This is a genomic window from Geitlerinema sp. CS-897 (assembly GCF_028368005.1).
Classification (GTDB): Bacteria; Cyanobacteriota; Cyanobacteriia; order Cyanobacteriales; family Geitlerinemataceae; genus Baaleninema; species Baaleninema simplex.
Genome location: NZ_JAQNCQ010000182.1, coordinates 1 through 15835, shown reverse-complemented (window position 1 = coordinate 15835; position 15835 = coordinate 1). Strand labels below are relative to the sequence as shown.

The window sequence follows — 15835 nt, the reverse complement described above, 5'->3', positions numbered from 1 at the left end:
ATCGACGGTGAAATCCAGTAGACTGGCGACGAAGCCGATACAGACCGACCTCGATCTCTTCAACATCTTCTTTCGATCGGGTTGCATAGCATAAATATTCTATTTTGTCAATACAACAATCGATCGAAAGTGGCAATCGAATCCGAGAGAGCGTTGACGGTTTCAACCGTTGCGACCTACCAAGCCATCGATGAAGCAGCTAACCGTTTGTTGGGCAATGTCGATCGCTCCAGCGATCCTATCGTGGAGTGCGATCGCCCGCGCTCTGCCACCTCCCGACGATCCCCCCGAAGAAATCCTACGCACCGAAATCGTACTCGAGGCGCGATCGCCCATCGACGGAGAACCCCTGACGCCTGCCGAGTACGCCCGACTGCAAGCCGAACTCCAGCAGCCCAACGATCCGCCACAGCTAAGTTCGGACGTGCGATACAACATCTTTCTGCTGCGACTGCTGAAACTGATCCGCACCGTGACCCCATTTTGAACGTCTACGATACCGCGATCGCGCGATCGCGGTAAAACGTAAAGATTTGTTGCAAGATGCGCTATCTTAAATCCTGAATCGTTAGCTCCGAACTGTAAAGATTCCAGGTATAGTTTCCCGCAGGGGCATCGGCGTCGATTTTCCTCAAATTTCCCAAAACAGCGGCGTCAACCGGAGCCTTCATAACAAAAAACGACAAAATCGCGTAAAAAAATACAGACGAGACATTACACGGGTAGCTTCATGTCTATAACCATCGCCACCGAGCAAATCGATCGCATCGTTCACAACAGCCACCAAGATCCCTTTTCCGTTCTCGGCCCTCACCCCGTCGAGCGAAACGGTAAATCCGTATGGGTGGTTCGAGCGTACCTTCCCGACGTCGAAGCCGCTTGGGTCGTGCTTCCCGAAGAACGCGAAAGCTATCTCATGCAGTCAGTTCACCATCCCCACTTCTTCGAGTGCCAACTCGATCGCGTTGTAGACAAACAAGACCCCGACCCCTTCCCCTTCAACTACCAACTTCGTCTCAAACAAGGCGGTCACGAGCGCGTCATTTACGACCCCTACGCCTTCCGCTCCCACAAACTCACCGACTTCGACATTCACCTGTTCGCCGAAGGCAACCACCACCGCATCTACGAAAAACTCGGCGCTCACCCCATCCAACAAAACGGCATCAAAGGCGTCTACTTCGCCGTCTGGGCCCCCAACGCCCGCAACGTCTCCATCCTGGGGAACTTCAACCACTGGGACGGTCGCAAACACCAAATGGCCAAACGCGGGAACGGCGTGTGGGAACTCTTCATTCCCGAAATCGGCGTCGGCGAACACTACAAATACGAAATCAAAAACTTCGACGGCCACATCTACGAAAAATCAGACCCCTACGGCTTCCAACAAGAAGTCCGTCCCAAAACCGCCTCCATCGTCGCCGACGTGGACAGCTACACCTGGAACGATGGCCAATGGATGGAACATCGGCGCAACACCGACCCCATGACGTCCCCGGTCTCGATCTACGAAGTCCATTTGGGATCTTGGCTCAATGCGTCTTACGACGAACCGGGAACCGACTACCTGGGCAACCCCCTGCCTCCCGTTCCCGTCGCCGACCTCAAACCGGGAGCGCGGTTTTTAACCTATAAAGAACTAGCAGACCGTCTGATTCCCTACGTCAAAGACCTCGGCTTTACCCACATCGAACTGCTACCTATTGCCGAACACCCCTTCGATGGCTCTTGGGGCTACCAAGTCACGGGATACTACGCCGCCACCTCCCGCTACGGCAACCCGGAAGACTTCATGTACTTCGTAGACCAGTGCCACCAAAACGGCATCGGTGTCGTCGTAGATTGGGTTCCCGGTCACTTCCCCAAAGACGGCCACGGTTTGGCCTTCTTCGACGGAACCCACCTATACGAACACGCCGATCCTCGTCAGGGGGAACATAAATCTTGGGGAACCTTGGTGTTCAACTACGGCCGCAACGAAGTACGGAACTTCCTAGTGGCGAACGCCCTATTTTGGTTCGACAAATACCACATCGATGGCATTCGCGTCGATGCCGTGGCTTCGATGTTGTATCTGAACTACGATCGCGAAGATGGCGAGTGGATTGCCAACAAATACGGCGGTTGCGAGAACGTCGAAGCGGCGGACTTCCTGCGTCAAGTCAACCATCTGCTGTTCAGCTACTATCCCGGCGTTCTCTCCATTGCCGAAGAGTCCACCGCCTGGCCGATGGTGTCTTGGCCCACCTACGTCGGCGGGTTAGGCTTCAACCTCAAATGGAACATGGGCTGGATGCACGATATGCTGGACTATTTCGGCATGGATCCCTGGTTTCGCCAGTTCCACCAAAACAACGTCACCTTCAGCATTTGGTATCACCACAGCGAAAACTACGTTTTGGCGCTGTCCCACGATGAAATCGTCCACGGTAAGAGCAATATGCTGGGGAAAGTGCCGGGGGACGAATGGCAGAAATTCGCCAACTTGCGCTGTTTGTACGGCTATATGTTCGCCCACCCCGGCAAGAAGACGCTGTTTATGAGTATGGAGTACGGGCAGTGGAGTGAGTGGAACGTTTGGGGCGATCTCGATTGGGATCTGTTGCAGTACGAACCCCACAAACAACTGAAAGCCTTTGTCAGCCAACTCAACGCTCTGTACAAGCGGGAGTCGGCTTTACACAGTCAGGATTTCGAGGAACCGGGGTTTGAGTGGATCGACTGCAACGACAACAGCCACAGTGTCGTCTCGTTTATTCGTCGCGATAAGTTTTCCGAGGACTTTATTGTGACGGTGTGCAATTTCACGCCGCAGCCTCACAGCCACTATCGTGTCGGGGTTCCCGAGGCTGGGTTTTACACGGAGTTGTTTAACAGCGACGCTGGCGAGTTCGGCGGTAGCAATATGGGGAATTTGGGCGGTAAATGGACGGACGAGTGGGCGTTCCACAATCGTCCGTACTCCCTGGATTTGTGTTTGCCCCCGATGTCGGTGTTGATGTTCAAGCTCGATCGCTCTCAAAACACCCAAACGGTAGACGCGACGGAGACGGAATAATCGATCGGTTTTGGTGAAGATCCTCGGAATCTTGGAGAGTCCGGGGATCTGGTTGTGGGCGATCGGGCTGGATTTTTAACGTCAGGATTCAGGATTTCGATTTTGTTCGAGTTCCTGCAAACGAGTTTCTAATTCCCGAACTCGGGCTTCTGCGGTTTCTGCTCGTTGTCGTTCGGTTTCTGCTCGCTGTCGTTCGGCTTCCACCTGTTTCGAGAGTTCCGTCGGCGTTAAAAACCGCTCGCCGTCGGGACGGTAAATCGTTAAGTTGTCGTCTTTGAGTTCAAAGCGAATACCGAGGCGGGGACTCGTCCAGTTTTCCGGGCGATCGATTACGTCGAGGGTTCCGTCTTCGCAGCGCAACCAACCGCTAAAATCGATGCGATTGGGGTCGAAGATATAATATTCTTCTACGCCGTAAGTCTCGTAAAACTTCAGCTTTTTCGCCATTTCCTTGAGGGTGTTTCCCGGCGAGAGGATTTCAAACACCACTTGCGGGGCGATATTTGCTTCTTCCCATTGTTTGTAGGAACCGCGATCGCCTTTGGGTCGTCCGAACGCCACCATAATATCGGGGGCTTGGCATAATTGGTTATTTCCTTCTTGGGGATACCACAGCAAATCACCCGCGACAAAGACATCGGAACGGTCATCAAAGAGAATTTCTAGGTTTTCTTTGATGGTAACAATCCAACGAAATTGTTTGGTATTGTCGGACATGGGTTTTCCGTCGCTGTCGGGGTAGATGACGGCTGATTTATCTTTTGCAATGGTCATAGCCGTTCGGTAAATTCTACAGAGAATATCTTTATTGTAGTTCAAATAGTTTAATTTGGAATTCTAGATCGAGTTAATTTCATAAATTTTAAACAAGCAAAAACAGCACTGATATAACAATCGTCATATAGACACATTTCAAAAAACGAGATAAAATAAAGCATTTCAAAATAAAACGAATTTCGTTCAAAAAATTAGAACATTTATTCTGGCTTAAAAACGGCAAATTTGTTCGTAAATAGAGATTTATTGAAATTTAATTGTGGAAGGCACTAAAAATGGTTTCAGTTCTGCAATCTCGTCACGTTTCTGTTGTCGATCTGCGCGATCGCTATGGCTTGACGCTCTCAACAGAACCGGACTTTTTTACCGAATTATCCGTTGGCTCTATTCCTTTGATAGAGCGGGAAATGCAAGATTTAGATCGAGTTAAAATCAATTTTCTCAGCTTGCTACAAAAACCGCCCCTGCTTGAAAATAGCGTCAAGATGGTTGTCGTGTCACCCTTGCTCGATTTGACAGGATTTTATCGAGAACCGTTTCGCATTGAGTCAGAAACGAGTATCGAGTTACAGGGAAAAGATGAGGAATAAATTATTCGCGGACGTATTGACGTGCTGGTGTTGCAACAACAACTTTGGTTGTTGGTATTGGAATCTAAATCGAGCGATTTTTCGGTCAATGTGGGTATCGGACAAGCACTTACGTATATGATGGCAAGTCCGAACGACGATCGCCCTATATTTGGTGCGATTTGTAACGGAACTGATTTTCTCTTTTTGAAGTTGGTTCGATCGGCCTCACCTAAGTACGCCCATTTTCGCCTCTTTTCGTTACTCAATCCCGAAAACGATCTTTACAATGTACTCAAAGTTTTAAAAAATATAGGAAAAGCTTTAGCTTGAAAATCCCTAGAGTATAATTTCGTGAAAACGGGAGGATTGCGAAAATGACGATCGCGACAACGCTAGTGAATTTAGAAGGTCGAGTATTGCTGAAAAATGTTAGTTGGGATACTTACGATCGCTTGTTAGCAGACTTGGGAGACCAACGGAATATCCGCCTCCATTACGATCGAGGCTTTTTAGAAATAATGACCCCGTTGTTAGAACACGAAAATCCAAAACGAATTTTATCGATTCCCTCGCAGACGTTCTCGATTGGGAAGTCTTGAGTGCAGGTTCGACAACACTCAAACGTAAAGATTTAGAACGGGGTTCGGAACCCGATTCCGGTTTCTACATTCAGAACGAGCAACAGGTTAAAGGAAAACGCACGATCGATCTCCCCAACGATCCGCCGCCAGACTTAATTATCGAAGTAGACGTTACCAGCAGTTCCGTGAATCGAGAAGCTATTTACGGCGCGATGGGGGTTCCCGAAATTTGGCGGTGCGATCGCGGTGTAGTGACGTTTCTGCAACTGCAAGACGGGAACTATATCGAAATCGATCGCTCGATCGCCTTTCCCATCTTACCCGCCAGCAAAGCTACCGAAATATTAGAACAAAGCCAAACCGTGGGAGAAACCACCCTATTTCGAGAATTTCGGCGTTGGGTGACAGCGCAACTAGAGACCGAAGGTTCCTCCTAACGCTGTACCGACTCTCAAACCGTGCGATACCCTGAGTAAGGAAACCGACCGCACCGAAAGGAGAGGCAACCTTGAAAAGCGCACAACCCAACTCACCGAACATACAATCGATACTCATCGGCGTCATCCTGGCCGCGATCGCCCTCATCGGATTTAGTTCCTTCGTCATCATTTCCCCCGGCGAAGCTGGCGTCATCAGCATTCTGGGGAAAGCCAGAGACGGCGCGTTACTCGAAGGCTTGCACTTCAAACCCCCTTTAGTGTCGAAAGTCGATGTCTACGACGTAACGGTGCAGAAGTTTGAAGTTCCCGCCCAAAGTTCGACGAAAGACTTACAAGACTTAAAAGGACGCTTCGCGATTAACTTCCGGCTCGATCCGGCTAAGGTGGTAGAGGTGCGACGCACTCAAGGCACCCTGGCCAACATTGTCTCGAAAGTTATCGCCCCCCAAACCCAAGAGGCGTTTAAAATCGCCGCAGCCAAACGCACCGCAGAAGAAAGTATCACCCAGCGCAGCGAACTGAAAAAGGATTTCGACATCGCGTTGCAAAGCCGACTGGAGAAATACGACGTTATCGTTCTCGATACCAGCGTCGTGGATTTGAACTTCTCCACGGAGTTCGCCAAAGCCGTTGAAGAGAAGCAAATCGCCGAACAGCGTGCGCGACGGGCGGTTTACATCGCTCAAGAAGCCGAACAAGAAGCCCAAGCGGAAATCAACCGCGCCCGAGGGAAAGCAGAAGCGCAAAAACTGTTAGCGGAAACCCTGAAATCTCAAGGGGGACGTTTGGTGTTGCAGAAGGAGACGATTCAAGCCTGGCGCGAAGGCGGCGCACAAATGCCGAAAGTGCTAGTGTTGGGGGGTGACTCTCCTGCGATTCCCTTCCTCTTCGATTTACAAGACGTGCAAGACGAAGCGATGTAAGTCGGAATTCGGTTCGGAACTCCTGTAGTTGTGACGACAGGCTTTCGATTTTGCTCTGGGTAGGGACGTTTTCGGTAACGTCCCTACGGTTGTTTTTTAACCGAAACTGAGATGGCTGTTTGGAAATTCGCACTGGGATCGATCGCTGGGGTTCTTGTGGGAACCTCGCCGAGTTTGGCGCTTCCGGGTCAAACTGTCGAAGAAGTGCAAACTTGGATTCAAACCAATCCGCTGTTACCTCGGGGACTCGAGGGGAGTTTGCGCGTCAGTCGCAGTGATATTCCGGGTCAGCGGTTTACGTTTACCGCCTTGAAGACGTTACCGACAGACTCGAATTTGGTGGTGGGAGGACGCTACATCCGCAGCGAACGCCTGGAAGTTCTCGATTATGAAAATGGGGTGACGCGCGATCGCCTGGTTTCGACGTTGCGATCGATCTACGATCTCGATGTCTACCGGGATTATCGAGATGCTGAGGTGGTTTACGACTACGTGAGTCCCGCCGGACGCGAGATGCAGGACGTTTATCGGGGGGTGTTGTTGAAGGGCGATCGCTTTGGCTATTGGATTGAGATTACGGAACGAGACGGTATGGAACCCGTCATCGGTCACTTGGCGATCGTTCTGGCTGAAGATGTGGAAACCCTGGAAACGCAGTTGAGAAACCGTTGAGGAATTACGGCTCTTCCGAACTTAAAGTGCAAAATCAATCCGAAAAAAGTACAGAAAGCTGGCTTCTAAGTTCAAAGTTTCCAAAATTACGAAATCCGTAAGCCTTGCACTTAATTAGGATTTGCTGAAAAAGTATTAGATTTTAAAGTGAGGGGAGGGAACAGGGAACAGAAAATAGGGAACAGGGGATCGGAGGGTGGAGAATACGATCGTCTGGCTCGCTATAGCAGTATGACTTCGTTTGCGGATTGTTTTCAATATGAATCATTGCGGTATGGGGTTTTCAGCCGATCTGTTTCCGCAAACCATTTAGGATTGCTATATTTTTTCCCGAATTTTTGCCCCACCAAGGCCGAAAACTGAAGATTTTTGTCGAGTCAACTCCCTTAAAATCCCTTTTTCATAAGGGTTCGCGCTTTATTCAGCAAGCCCTAACTATTCTCTGCATCAAACTGACAAATCGAACTGGGATTAATCGGACAAGTCCCCGATTCAACTGGATTTTCCACGAAAATCGCCCGAACAAGGGTTTTCATCGTCGCAATCGGGGAAATATCGGAAATGTCGTTATTTTGAAAATCCACCCAGTTCAAACTTGACATTTGCGGCAAAATATGTATATTACGAATCTCGTTATCTCGGATATACAACTCTGTCAAATTCGTTAACGCAGCCAACGGTGAAATATCGACGATATCGTTGCCGTTTAAATACAATTCGTTTAGGGATGCCATCTGCTGCAATCCCTGTAACTCGACAATCTTGTTGTTGTCGAGGTGGAGTTCGTACATTTTCGTTAACGGAAATAACGGCGTGATATCTTCAATTTCATTGTCGTTGAGGGACAGCGTTCGTAAATCGATCGACCTGTTTAAAGGGTCAATATTTGCGATTTTATTGTTGTTTAAAAACAGCGTTTTTAAATTAATCAAATCCCGCAACGGTTCGACATTTTCGATTTGATTGTCGTTTAAAAAGAGAACTTCCAGAGATATTTTACCGTCGAGGGCAGAAATATCCTCAATTTGATTTCGATCGAGATTCAACTTCCGCAAGTTCAACGTCGCCAGAGGACTCACATCGGAAATTTGGTTGTGACTCAGCAGCAGTTCTTCTAAATTCGTCAACCGCGACAGGGGCGACAGGTCGGACAACTCGTTTAAACTCAAATCCAGCCGAGTTAACTGCGTCAGGGAAGCTAAGGGGCGTAAATCCGTCAATCCTTGGGCGCTGAGGTTGAGATCGGTCGTTTCCTGTAATTGCGTTTCCGCCGCCGCGCAATCCGTGGTTTCGGCACGACGCAACATCACTTCTATGGTCTTTTGCGTCTGGGGTTCGAGGCTGTCCCGTTCCTCGCACCACGCTGCAAAAGAACGCACCTCCTGCGCCTGGAGTCCTCCCCCAAACGCGGACGTTGTCACAATACCGGCGATCGCAATTCCGCGCAGTATTCCCTTCATGGCTTCTCTGTACTGTATTGTCTGGATTTCTTCACACTCTAGCAATTCTCACCAACGAAAATCCGGTCAGTTTGTATCGATCTCGAACCCATCGATTACTCGGCGTCCGCTTCGCGATTCCGCCAGCGATAGACGACATATCCCACCACCGCCGCCACCGCGAAACTGGCGAAGCCGCGATGAGACAACATGGCGATTTCCTTCGTGGGGAAGGGAATCAGAAAACTAGCCGCCAGTAACCCCCCCGCAATCCAAAGGCCGTTGTTACGGAACTTATAGCCGATAAATCCCCCTGGGACTAAGGCGACGAGGAATAACAGCCAGGAGAGGACTTCAGTAAGTTGCTGTCGGGTTTCGGCGATCGCGTTCATGATGGAGTCTCCCGAGAGGTTCGATCGAATCTTCGATCTGTATTTTAAACGGCCTCAACAGCAGTTCACCCCTCCGCCACCATCGCCCGCAACACCAACGCCGGATCGACCCAACGATCGCCGTAGCGCATTCCCCAATGTAAATGAGGGCCGGTGGTGCGTCCGCTCATTCCCACACGTCCGATACGGGCGGCGGCGGGAAGTTCCTGTCCTTCGATCACTTGAATTCCGCCCCGGCGATCGAGCAACGTTTTCCGGCCGTTAAGTCGCTGTACTTGTCCGCCCATGTGACAGTAAATATGCTCCCAGTCTCCCGACTGAATCACCAAACCGACGCCACAGCGATCGTCGTCGATAACTTCCACCACGACACCCGCCCACCAGCTTCGCACGTAACTGCCTTCTGGGGCGGCGATGTCTAATCCCGAGTGAAACTCGTAGCCGCCGCCACCTGTCGCGGAGGGGCGATAGCCAAAAGGAGACGTATAAGCTTGAAAGTTTTCCACGGGGAAAGACGCCCCCGCCCAAGAAGGGGTAGTCGTCCAACTCGTCGCCGTCGCCGATTCTGGGCGTCCGTTCCAAACGATCGCACTGAGACCGCTGAGAAGGGCAAAAGCAGCGATCGCCTTCGATCGCCGAGAGAGATGGCCGACGACGCGAGAAACCAGGGAACGCACGACAGATTGTCGTTCTGTTGGCGCTAACGCACGATCTAACCGAGACAGCCGAGACATAGGTTGTGAAAATACTTGTGAAGAGAGAATCTGCCCCGATTTTGTAGCCTGCCTTTAAGGGTTTGTCAAGATTGGCATTTCGGGAGAGAGCGATCGGCGATCGCCTCGTACCAACTGTCACAGAACGAGGTTTCTAATCTTCGTTACAATCGTTCAAAACTCTCTTTAATATTTTTTAAAGGGGCGATCGCTCGATGCGATCGATTTCAAACACCCATTTCAGACTCTAACTTTTAGACCCAAACTTCAAACTTTCGTGACGCTGTTTCTCAGGAATTTACTATGTTGTCAGAATTATTCCCTTTCCAGATTGCGATCGATACCACCACTCTCGCCGGAACGACATTGTGGTCGCTGGCCTTGTATCTGGGCTTTTTCCCCGTGGGCGAATGGGTCGCCGATCGCCTGATGCAGTGGTTTAACTTCGCCGAGCGATCGCTCTACACCTCCCAAAAAGAATTCGATCGCACCCGTCGCGGCCGCGAAGCCCAAAACGCCTTCTACGCCTCGCTGTTCAGCATCGTCCCCTTCCTCCTCGTCGGCGGCTTGTTCGAGTATGGTGTCGAAATCGGCTTAGGTCGCAGTTGGGCAGTCAGCATCGGCACGATCGCCTGCATAAGCGGTGGTGTCTACGAACTCGGCCGTCGCGATGGGGCCTCTAGGGAGTGATGAGGGAAAGACAAGGGGGACAAGGAAGTTCACCTATCTTCCCCTCTCCCCGGCTACACAGTGGTCAAGGCTGAAATCCGTAAACTATACTGACGGAAATGGAGTTGTGGGAGTTCTTGAAACCATGATGACGCAAGGGATTTTCGGAGACGATCGCCTCTCGGCTTCGGTGCGATCGCTCCTCGTCGGCGGAACCAGTGCGCTGATGCTGGCAGTGAGTTCGCTGGCGTCTGTGGCGATCGCAGGCGATCCGTTTCGCAGCGAAAATCCCCACGACATCGGCGATAAAACAGAAAAGGCGTTCGAGGCGTTTTTCAAAGACAGCCACTATCCCAACGCAGAAGCCTACCTCGACGACGCACTCGAGAGCGAAGCCGACGATCCCATCGTTCCGGCGATGAAAGCCTCACTACTCTACCTCAAAGAACCCGACGAACTCGAGGCGGAATTTCAAGAGTACGCCGCCGCGACTCTCGCCGCTGCTGACGCTTTACTGGAAAACGATCCCCTGCGAGGGAATATTTATCTGGCGGTGGGTCACTTTTTAGAAGGGGGGTATATCCTCAAAACAGAAGGGGTGGTGCGTGGCGTTCCCAAAGCATTACAGAAGTTGCAATTAGTTTTTCAACATCTCGATCGCGCCGCCGATATCGACGCCACCGATCCCGAACTCAACATCATCAAAGGCTACATGGATTTGATGTTAGCGGTGTCGCTTCCCTTCGCCAATCCCGATCGCCCCATCGAACGCTTGCGAGAACACGCCGCTCCGGAATATTTGGCGCAACGGGGGTTAGCCGTAGGATATCGCGATTTAGAGCGTCTCGACGAAGCGATGGAAGCCGTCGATCGCACCTTGGAACTGACACCGAGCAACCCGGAAGTCATGTATCTTAAAGGTCAGATTTACGTCGAAAAAGGTCAACACGCCGAAAGTTTGGCCTGGTTCGATCGCGCCTTGGCGATGCGAGAACAACTACTCGACGATTTAGTCCGTCAGATCGAACGGGAACGCAACAAAGCCCAGCGGGAAGTAGAGGAAAACGGTGACGCACCCGAGGCGTCGTGAGGTATCCTAGGAAAGCTCAACTCGTGCGCCCGTCAAGTATGCAAGTCCAGTTTCGCGAATTCAATCCCTTCGACGTTTGGTTTTGGATCGAATTCAGCACCACGCCGTCGCCACAGGAACAGCAGTATATTGAAGAACTCTTCGACTCGTGGTTTTTCATCGGAAAACTGGGAGGGTTCAACGCCGAAAACTTGCAAGTGCAAGAAGAAGGCTTAGAAATCGGCTATATGGACTATAGCGAGCGAGTAGCGGACGATTCCATGTTGGCGTTGATGCACAATATGGGCGAGTTCGAGTATTGTGCCAATTGGGGGCGGTGTTGGTTCGATTTGGGAACCAGCGACGCGATCGCCCTCGATGTTTTGGCGAACTCACTGCGTCAACTGAGTCTCGATTACGTTTCGATCGAGCGGTTGATTATCGGCGGACAAAACGAAGACTGGCCGATTCCCGAGTCTCACGAAGCGCAATTTGCCGATTATAATTAACCTCAGTTCGGCATCGATCGCGACGATGGAACGGAGAACCTCGGGTGGATAACGTCCACCGACCGAACCTGTATCGAAATTTCCGTTGAAATTGCGTAAGTCGTAAAAGTATTTTCAGCTTGCAGTTCGCTTTCAGTTTTCATGGGTAAATCCAATTCGATTCGCGTCTTAGCATTGGGATTAATTCGCGACGGCGATCGATTGTTTGTAGGAGAAGGATTCGATCGCGTAAAAAAGCAAACATTCTATCGCGCTTTAGGGGGTGGAGTCGATTTTGGAGAACTGAGTATCGACGCACTACAACGAGAATTTCAAGAAGAAATTCAAGCCGATTTACAAAATATTGAATATCTGGGCTGCCTCGAGAATATCTTTAAATATAAAGGAAAAACGGGACACGAACTCATTCAGCTATATCGTTGCGATTTTGTCGATCCGAAGTTGTACGACATCGATCGCATTCCTTTTTCAGAAGGAAAACGCAAAAAAGAAGCCATGTGGATCGACATTGAAAAATTTCGATCGAACGAACTAATTTTATACCCCGAAGGCTTTTCAAAATTCCTGTAATTTCTCCAGTGCGATCGCTTCTCCTTCGGCTTTAATACACAAAAAGTCTGATTTGTCAAGACAAGGTAGGAGAGATTTTTTAGGGGTCGAAGCCGGCCCGAAACGCACCAAGTCCCCCGTATCGTTAAGATACTGGGGTTCTTTTGATGCCAAACGGTGCAACGTGGCGGCAATTTTAATAACTAAATGGTAATATACCCGATCGCATCCTTTTCAGTGAAGAGAAAAGAGTGGTAGGGTGCGTCACTTGAAAAATAGGGTGTCGAAAGTGCTACGCACCACTTCCGCGAACGTGAGACCGCTCGATCGTCACGCACCGCTCCCTCTCTCCCCCTCTCCCTCTCTCCCTCTCTCTCCATGCCGGATTCTACCCAACTCGATCGCGTCCGACCCCCAGAAAAACCCAGAACATCGGGAGTTTCCCCCGAACAAAAGCCCGTTTTAGCCGTATTGATGGTGGCGGCTTGCATTACCACCCTAACGGGAGCGGCGATCGCGCCGGTGTTTCCCGATATGGTAGACCGACTCGCTCTCGACCCTCGCTGGGCGGGACTGCTAGTGAGCGCTCCCAGACTGACCATCGCCCTCGCCAGTCCGATTTTAGGCTTGCTGGCCGATCGCATCGGAAAACGACGCGTTCTCGTCTCGTCCCTCCTCGGATTTGCCATCTTCGGAATGATGGGGGGACTCCTACGAACCTTCACGCCGTTGTTAGTAGTGCGGGGACTCGTCGGCGTCGCCAACGGCGGCATTTCAGCGGCAAGTTTGGGATTGGTGGCCAGTTGGTTCGACGGCGAAACGCGATCGCGCCTCATCGGATACACCACCAGCGCCATTTCCCTGACAACGACCGTCGTTCCCCTCATTGCAGGGGGACTCGGCGCGATCGGTTGGCAATACGCCTTTAGCCTCTACGGACTCGCCCTTCCCGTAGCGATCGCCACCCTATGGATTGTCAAAGAACCCAAACGCAGCAGCAACGGCGGCACTCTCGGCGACGTATCCCTTGCCTCCGTGGGGCGAGATTTGCGGCAGTGGAAAATGCTAGTTCTGTTCGTCAACCTCGCCGCCACCTCCATCGTGTTCTACACCGTCATCGCCTACGCGCCGCAATACTTCCAAGAGGCGATCGGTGCCGATGCCCCCACCAACGGCATCATTTTAGCCACTCGCGCCATCGGTGCCGCCATTATCGCCGCTGTCGGAACCCATACCGTGGCGCGGCGGTTCGGATCGATCGCGGCTGTCGCGTTGGGATTTGGAGCGATCGCGCTCACCGTGGCGACGATTCCCGTCGTCGATAGCCTGTGGCTGGCACTGGTGGCGGCGTTCGGCTTCGGTGTCGGCTTCGGTTTGGTGATGCCTAACCTGTATAACCTCCTCCTCGATCTCGTCTCCGAGAACAATCGATCGACCCTGCTGGCGTTGGGGACGGGATTTGCCTCCCTGGGGCAGTTTTTCGCGCCGATTCTCCTCGGGGGAATTTGGAAGAGCGGATATACCGATGTTTTTGTCGTCGCAGCCGAAATCGCCATTGCCAGCGCTTTGCTGCAACTCGCCAGCAGTAAGTTCCACCGCTAACTTTTACCGTTTACCTTTACCTCGTTCTGACAGAAGCAACGTCTATGTCCAGTATTCTTCAAACGCTCGTCAGCCCCTACGCGCGATCGATAACGGGGCAGTTTTTGCGAAAAACCCAGCAGGCGAACCGCGTACAACGGGCGTTTTTATTGTCGCTGGTGCGGCGTCACCAAAACACCGAATTCGGTCGTCGGTATCAATTCAACCAAATTCGTAGCGTCGAGGAGTTTTTAGCGCGAGTACCGGTTCTGTCTTACCGAGACCATCAACCGTACACCGAAAAAATCGCCCGAGGCGAGTCGAACGTCCTCACCAGCGATCGCGTCGTCTACATGAACATGACCAGCGGTTCGACGGGTCAGAAAAAACTCATTCCCGTCACCGCGAGATCGCAGCGAATGCGAAACAAAGCCCATCGTACCGGACTGTGTTTCGGTCTCGAAGCCCTTCGGACAACCGGGCGATCGCTCGGGAAAATTCTAGTTACCAGTGCGATGGAATGGTTCGGCGAAACCGAGGGAGGCATTCCTTACGGTCCCGTCAGCGCGAACCACCTGCGAAACGCCGACGCTCTCGAACGACACTTGTTCGCCCACCCTTACGACGCTCTCGCGCCCAGCGATAACTTAGCACGTCACTACGTTTGCCTGCTGTTTGCTCTGAACAACCCCAACACCCGCTTTATCGGGGCGAACTTTCCCGTATTAGCACTGCAACTGGCACAATATCTCGAAGCCTATGCTGACTCCTTAATCGACGACTTAGAACGCGGTACGATCGCCCCTTGGCTGAATCTCGAACCCCACTTGCGATCGCGCCTAGAACGTCAGCTCTCTCCGACTCCCCAACGCGCTCGCCAACTCCGCCAAATTCGCGATCGCACCGGACGCCTCACCCCGATTTTAGCCTGGCCGGATCTCTCCCTCGTTACGACAGCGTTGGGGGGAACCTCCGATTTCTACTTACAGCGATTTCCCGAATACTTTGGCGACATCCCCGTGTTTGGCGGAATTTATTCTTCCTCCGAAACAGCCTTCGGAATTTACCGCGACTTCAACGACAGCGGAAGTATCCTCGCGATCGAATCGGGATTTTTTGAGTTCGTCCCTTCCTCCCAATGGAACGTCGAACAACCGACGACTCTCCTCGCCGAAGAAGTCCAAATCGGACAACACTATCGCATCCTCATTACCAACTACAACGGCTTATATCGCTACGACATCGGAGATGTGGTGGAAGTGGTGGGATTCTGTCACAAAACCCCCGTTATTACATTTCGCCATCGCCGAGGAGGATTGCTCTCATCGACGAGCGAGAAAACGACAGAATTCCACGCCATACAAGTGATGAAACAATTGCAGCAAGACTTCGATATTGCTTTAACCAACTTTTGCATTACCCTTTCAGAAAACGAAACGCCACCCTCTTATTTAGTCAATATCGAACTATCACCCGGTCAAACTTTGAAAGATCCCCAAGCCTTCCTCGAACAGTTCGATCGCCACTTACAAGAAATTCACACCTCTTACGCTTTCAAACGTCGCAGTCAGGTACCGCCGCCTCGTTTGCGCGTTTTAGCATCGGGAAGTTTTGAACTCGTGCGCCAGCGATTACTCCAGAGAGGAATTCCCGAACACCATCTCAAATTTCCCCATATCAGCGAAGATCGCCAATTTTTAACCGGCGTCGCGATCGAACAAGAAGTATATCTTTCAGTCAACTGTTCTTCGTTCCGCCGATTCAAAAATGAAATGCAACACCGGTGGGTTTACGAATAAAGGCTCATCGGCTATACTTCGATCTTTCATGAATAATTACCTAATTGAAGATCGAACCAATGAGCCATCACCATCTTACCCCATCTGAGCGT

Annotated in this window: 20 protein-coding genes; 14 read left to right on the top strand and 6 right to left on the bottom strand. The window is 51.3% G+C overall.

Annotation, left to right across the window (positions count from 1 at the left end; genetic code table 11):
- Positions 1–190 precede the first annotated feature (190 nt).
- Positions 191–487, top strand: coding sequence for a hypothetical protein (locus tag POG22_RS11385; RefSeq protein WP_026097486.1), 297 nt, complete (start codon positions 191–193; stop codon positions 485–487).
- A gap of 61 nt (positions 488–548) precedes the next feature.
- Here the strand turns inward: POG22_RS11385 and POG22_RS11380 are convergent, their stop codons facing one another.
- A complete protein-coding gene (locus tag POG22_RS11380) occupies positions 549–671 on the bottom strand; it encodes a hypothetical protein (protein ID WP_281166978.1) in 123 nt (40 codons plus the stop codon).
- Between the two features lie 59 nt (positions 672–730).
- Between POG22_RS11380 and glgB the strand changes: the two genes are divergently transcribed.
- Positions 731–3058 carry a 1,4-alpha-glucan branching enzyme gene (glgB, locus tag POG22_RS11375; protein WP_498905334.1) on the top strand — a complete coding sequence of 776 codons (2328 nt, stop codon included), beginning with the start codon at positions 731–733 and terminating at the stop codon, positions 3056–3058.
- Positions 3059–3139: 81 nt separating this feature from the next.
- Here glgB and POG22_RS11370 read toward each other — a convergent pair whose 3' ends face one another.
- The gene (locus POG22_RS11370) at positions 3140–3832 is read right to left on the bottom strand and encodes a Uma2 family endonuclease (RefSeq protein WP_498905332.1); all 693 of its coding nucleotides are present in this window, start codon (positions 3830–3832) and stop codon (positions 3140–3142) included.
- A gap of 278 nt (positions 3833–4110) precedes the next feature.
- On the opposite strand from POG22_RS11370, the gene POG22_RS11365 reads away from it, so the two are divergent.
- The 6 genes from POG22_RS11365 to POG22_RS11340 all read left to right on the top strand — a co-directional run bounded on the left by POG22_RS11365 (position 4111) and on the right by POG22_RS11340 (position 7023).
- On the top strand, positions 4111–4425 hold the full coding sequence (locus POG22_RS11365; RefSeq protein ID WP_498905330.1) for a hypothetical protein: 315 nt from the start codon (positions 4111–4113) through the stop codon (positions 4423–4425).
- A 30-nt stretch (positions 4426–4455) separates the two neighbouring features.
- Entirely contained in the window at positions 4456–4737 is a 282-nt protein-coding gene (locus tag POG22_RS11360; RefSeq protein WP_498905328.1) for a hypothetical protein, read from the top strand.
- A gap of 44 nt (positions 4738–4781) precedes the next feature.
- Positions 4782–5006, top strand: coding sequence for a hypothetical protein (locus tag POG22_RS11355; RefSeq protein WP_498905326.1), 225 nt, complete (start codon positions 4782–4784; stop codon positions 5004–5006).
- Positions 5003–5425 (top strand): Uma2 family endonuclease, encoded by a 423-nt coding sequence (locus POG22_RS11350; RefSeq protein ID WP_498905324.1) that lies wholly within the window; start codon positions 5003–5005, stop codon positions 5423–5425. The genes POG22_RS11355 and POG22_RS11350 overlap by 4 nt, the downstream gene beginning before the upstream one ends.
- Before the next feature lie 101 nt (positions 5426–5526).
- Positions 5527–6351, top strand: coding sequence for a prohibitin family protein (locus POG22_RS11345; protein ID WP_498905356.1), 825 nt, complete (start codon positions 5527–5529; stop codon positions 6349–6351).
- Positions 6352–6462: 111 nt separating this feature from the next.
- The gene (locus POG22_RS11340) at positions 6463–7023 is read left to right on the top strand and encodes a hypothetical protein (protein WP_498905322.1); all 561 of its coding nucleotides are present in this window, start codon (positions 6463–6465) and stop codon (positions 7021–7023) included.
- Between the two features lie 431 nt (positions 7024–7454).
- On the opposite strand, the gene POG22_RS11335 is transcribed toward POG22_RS11340, so the two are convergent.
- The 3 genes from POG22_RS11335 to POG22_RS11325 all read right to left on the bottom strand — a co-directional run bounded on the left by POG22_RS11335 (position 7455) and on the right by POG22_RS11325 (position 9588).
- Complete coding sequence (locus tag POG22_RS11335) at positions 7455–8483, bottom strand: leucine-rich repeat domain-containing protein (protein WP_498905320.1); 1029 nt, start codon at positions 8481–8483, stop codon at positions 7455–7457.
- A gap of 95 nt (positions 8484–8578) precedes the next feature.
- A complete protein-coding gene (locus POG22_RS11330) occupies positions 8579–8854 on the bottom strand; it encodes a hypothetical protein (protein WP_063716811.1) in 276 nt (91 codons plus the stop codon).
- 65 nt (positions 8855–8919) lie between these two features.
- The gene (locus POG22_RS11325; protein ID WP_063716812.1) at positions 8920–9588 is read right to left on the bottom strand and encodes a M23 family metallopeptidase; all 669 of its coding nucleotides are present in this window, start codon (positions 9586–9588) and stop codon (positions 8920–8922) included.
- Between the two features lie 282 nt (positions 9589–9870).
- Here POG22_RS11325 and POG22_RS11320 point away from each other — a divergent pair, with 282 nt between their 5' ends.
- The 3 genes from POG22_RS11320 to POG22_RS11310 all read left to right on the top strand — a co-directional run bounded on the left by POG22_RS11320 (position 9871) and on the right by POG22_RS11310 (position 11814).
- The gene (locus POG22_RS11320; RefSeq protein WP_498905317.1) at positions 9871–10257 is read left to right on the top strand and encodes a hypothetical protein; all 387 of its coding nucleotides are present in this window, start codon (positions 9871–9873) and stop codon (positions 10255–10257) included.
- A 106-nt stretch (positions 10258–10363) separates the two neighbouring features.
- Complete coding sequence (locus POG22_RS11315; RefSeq protein ID WP_082901518.1) at positions 10364–11326, top strand: Sll0314/Alr1548 family TPR repeat-containing protein; 963 nt, start codon at positions 10364–10366, stop codon at positions 11324–11326.
- Positions 11327–11364: 38 nt separating this feature from the next.
- Complete coding sequence (locus POG22_RS11310) at positions 11365–11814, top strand: DUF3531 family protein (protein ID WP_017662645.1); 450 nt, start codon at positions 11365–11367, stop codon at positions 11812–11814.
- A gap of 2 nt (positions 11815–11816) precedes the next feature.
- Here POG22_RS11310 and POG22_RS11305 read toward each other — a convergent pair whose 3' ends face one another.
- Positions 11817–11957, bottom strand: coding sequence for a hypothetical protein (locus POG22_RS11305; protein ID WP_498905315.1), 141 nt, complete (start codon positions 11955–11957; stop codon positions 11817–11819).
- Between POG22_RS11305 and POG22_RS11300 the strand changes: the two genes are divergently transcribed.
- The 3 genes from POG22_RS11300 to POG22_RS11290 all read left to right on the top strand — a co-directional run bounded on the left by POG22_RS11300 (position 11956) and on the right by POG22_RS11290 (position 15743).
- Positions 11956–12384 carry an NUDIX hydrolase gene (locus POG22_RS11300; protein ID WP_063716814.1) on the top strand — a complete coding sequence of 143 codons (429 nt, stop codon included), beginning with the start codon at positions 11956–11958 and terminating at the stop codon, positions 12382–12384. The two genes, POG22_RS11305 and POG22_RS11300, sit on opposite strands and share 2 nt — an antisense overlap.
- Before the next feature lie 357 nt (positions 12385–12741).
- Entirely contained in the window at positions 12742–13965 is a 1224-nt protein-coding gene (locus POG22_RS11295; RefSeq protein WP_063716815.1) for an MFS transporter, read from the top strand.
- A gap of 44 nt (positions 13966–14009) precedes the next feature.
- Positions 14010–15743, top strand: coding sequence for a GH3 auxin-responsive promoter family protein (locus tag POG22_RS11290; RefSeq protein WP_498905313.1), 1734 nt, complete (start codon positions 14010–14012; stop codon positions 15741–15743).
- Positions 15744–15835 lie beyond the last annotated feature (92 nt).

What these genes read in the sequence shown, in the direction of transcription:
- POG22_RS11340 (WP_498905322.1), top strand. Translation starts at nt 6,463, where the DNA reads ATGGCTGTTTGGAAATTCGCACTGGGATCGATCGCTGGGGTTCTTGTG.
- POG22_RS11325 (WP_063716812.1), bottom strand. Translation starts at nt 9,588, where the DNA reads ATGTCTCGGCTGTCTCGGTTAGATCGTGCGTTAGCGCCAACAGAACGA.
- POG22_RS11335 (WP_498905320.1), bottom strand. Translation starts at nt 8,483, where the DNA reads ATGAAGGGAATACTGCGCGGAATTGCGATCGCCGGTATTGTGACAACG.
- POG22_RS11330 (WP_063716811.1), bottom strand. Translation starts at nt 8,854, where the DNA reads ATGAACGCGATCGCCGAAACCCGACAGCAACTTACTGAAGTCCTCTCC.
- POG22_RS11305 (WP_498905315.1), bottom strand. Translation starts at nt 11,957, where the DNA reads ATGAAAACTGAAAGCGAACTGCAAGCTGAAAATACTTTTACGACTTAC.
- POG22_RS11295 (WP_063716815.1), top strand. Translation starts at nt 12,742, where the DNA reads ATGCCGGATTCTACCCAACTCGATCGCGTCCGACCCCCAGAAAAACCC.
- POG22_RS11380 (WP_281166978.1), bottom strand. Translation starts at nt 671, where the DNA reads ATGAAGGCTCCGGTTGACGCCGCTGTTTTGGGAAATTTGAGGAAAATC.
- POG22_RS11355 (WP_498905326.1), top strand. Translation starts at nt 4,782, where the DNA reads ATGACGATCGCGACAACGCTAGTGAATTTAGAAGGTCGAGTATTGCTG.
- POG22_RS11385 (WP_026097486.1), top strand. Translation starts at nt 191, where the DNA reads ATGAAGCAGCTAACCGTTTGTTGGGCAATGTCGATCGCTCCAGCGATC.
- POG22_RS11370 (WP_498905332.1), bottom strand. Translation starts at nt 3,832, where the DNA reads ATGACCATTGCAAAAGATAAATCAGCCGTCATCTACCCCGACAGCGAC.
- POG22_RS11300 (WP_063716814.1), top strand. Translation starts at nt 11,956, where the DNA reads ATGGGTAAATCCAATTCGATTCGCGTCTTAGCATTGGGATTAATTCGC.
- POG22_RS11320 (WP_498905317.1), top strand. Translation starts at nt 9,871, where the DNA reads ATGTTGTCAGAATTATTCCCTTTCCAGATTGCGATCGATACCACCACT.
- POG22_RS11310 (WP_017662645.1), top strand. Translation starts at nt 11,365, where the DNA reads ATGCAAGTCCAGTTTCGCGAATTCAATCCCTTCGACGTTTGGTTTTGG.
- POG22_RS11365 (WP_498905330.1), top strand. Translation starts at nt 4,111, where the DNA reads ATGGTTTCAGTTCTGCAATCTCGTCACGTTTCTGTTGTCGATCTGCGC.
- glgB (WP_498905334.1), top strand. Translation starts at nt 731, where the DNA reads ATGTCTATAACCATCGCCACCGAGCAAATCGATCGCATCGTTCACAAC.
- POG22_RS11290 (WP_498905313.1), top strand. Translation starts at nt 14,010, where the DNA reads ATGTCCAGTATTCTTCAAACGCTCGTCAGCCCCTACGCGCGATCGATA.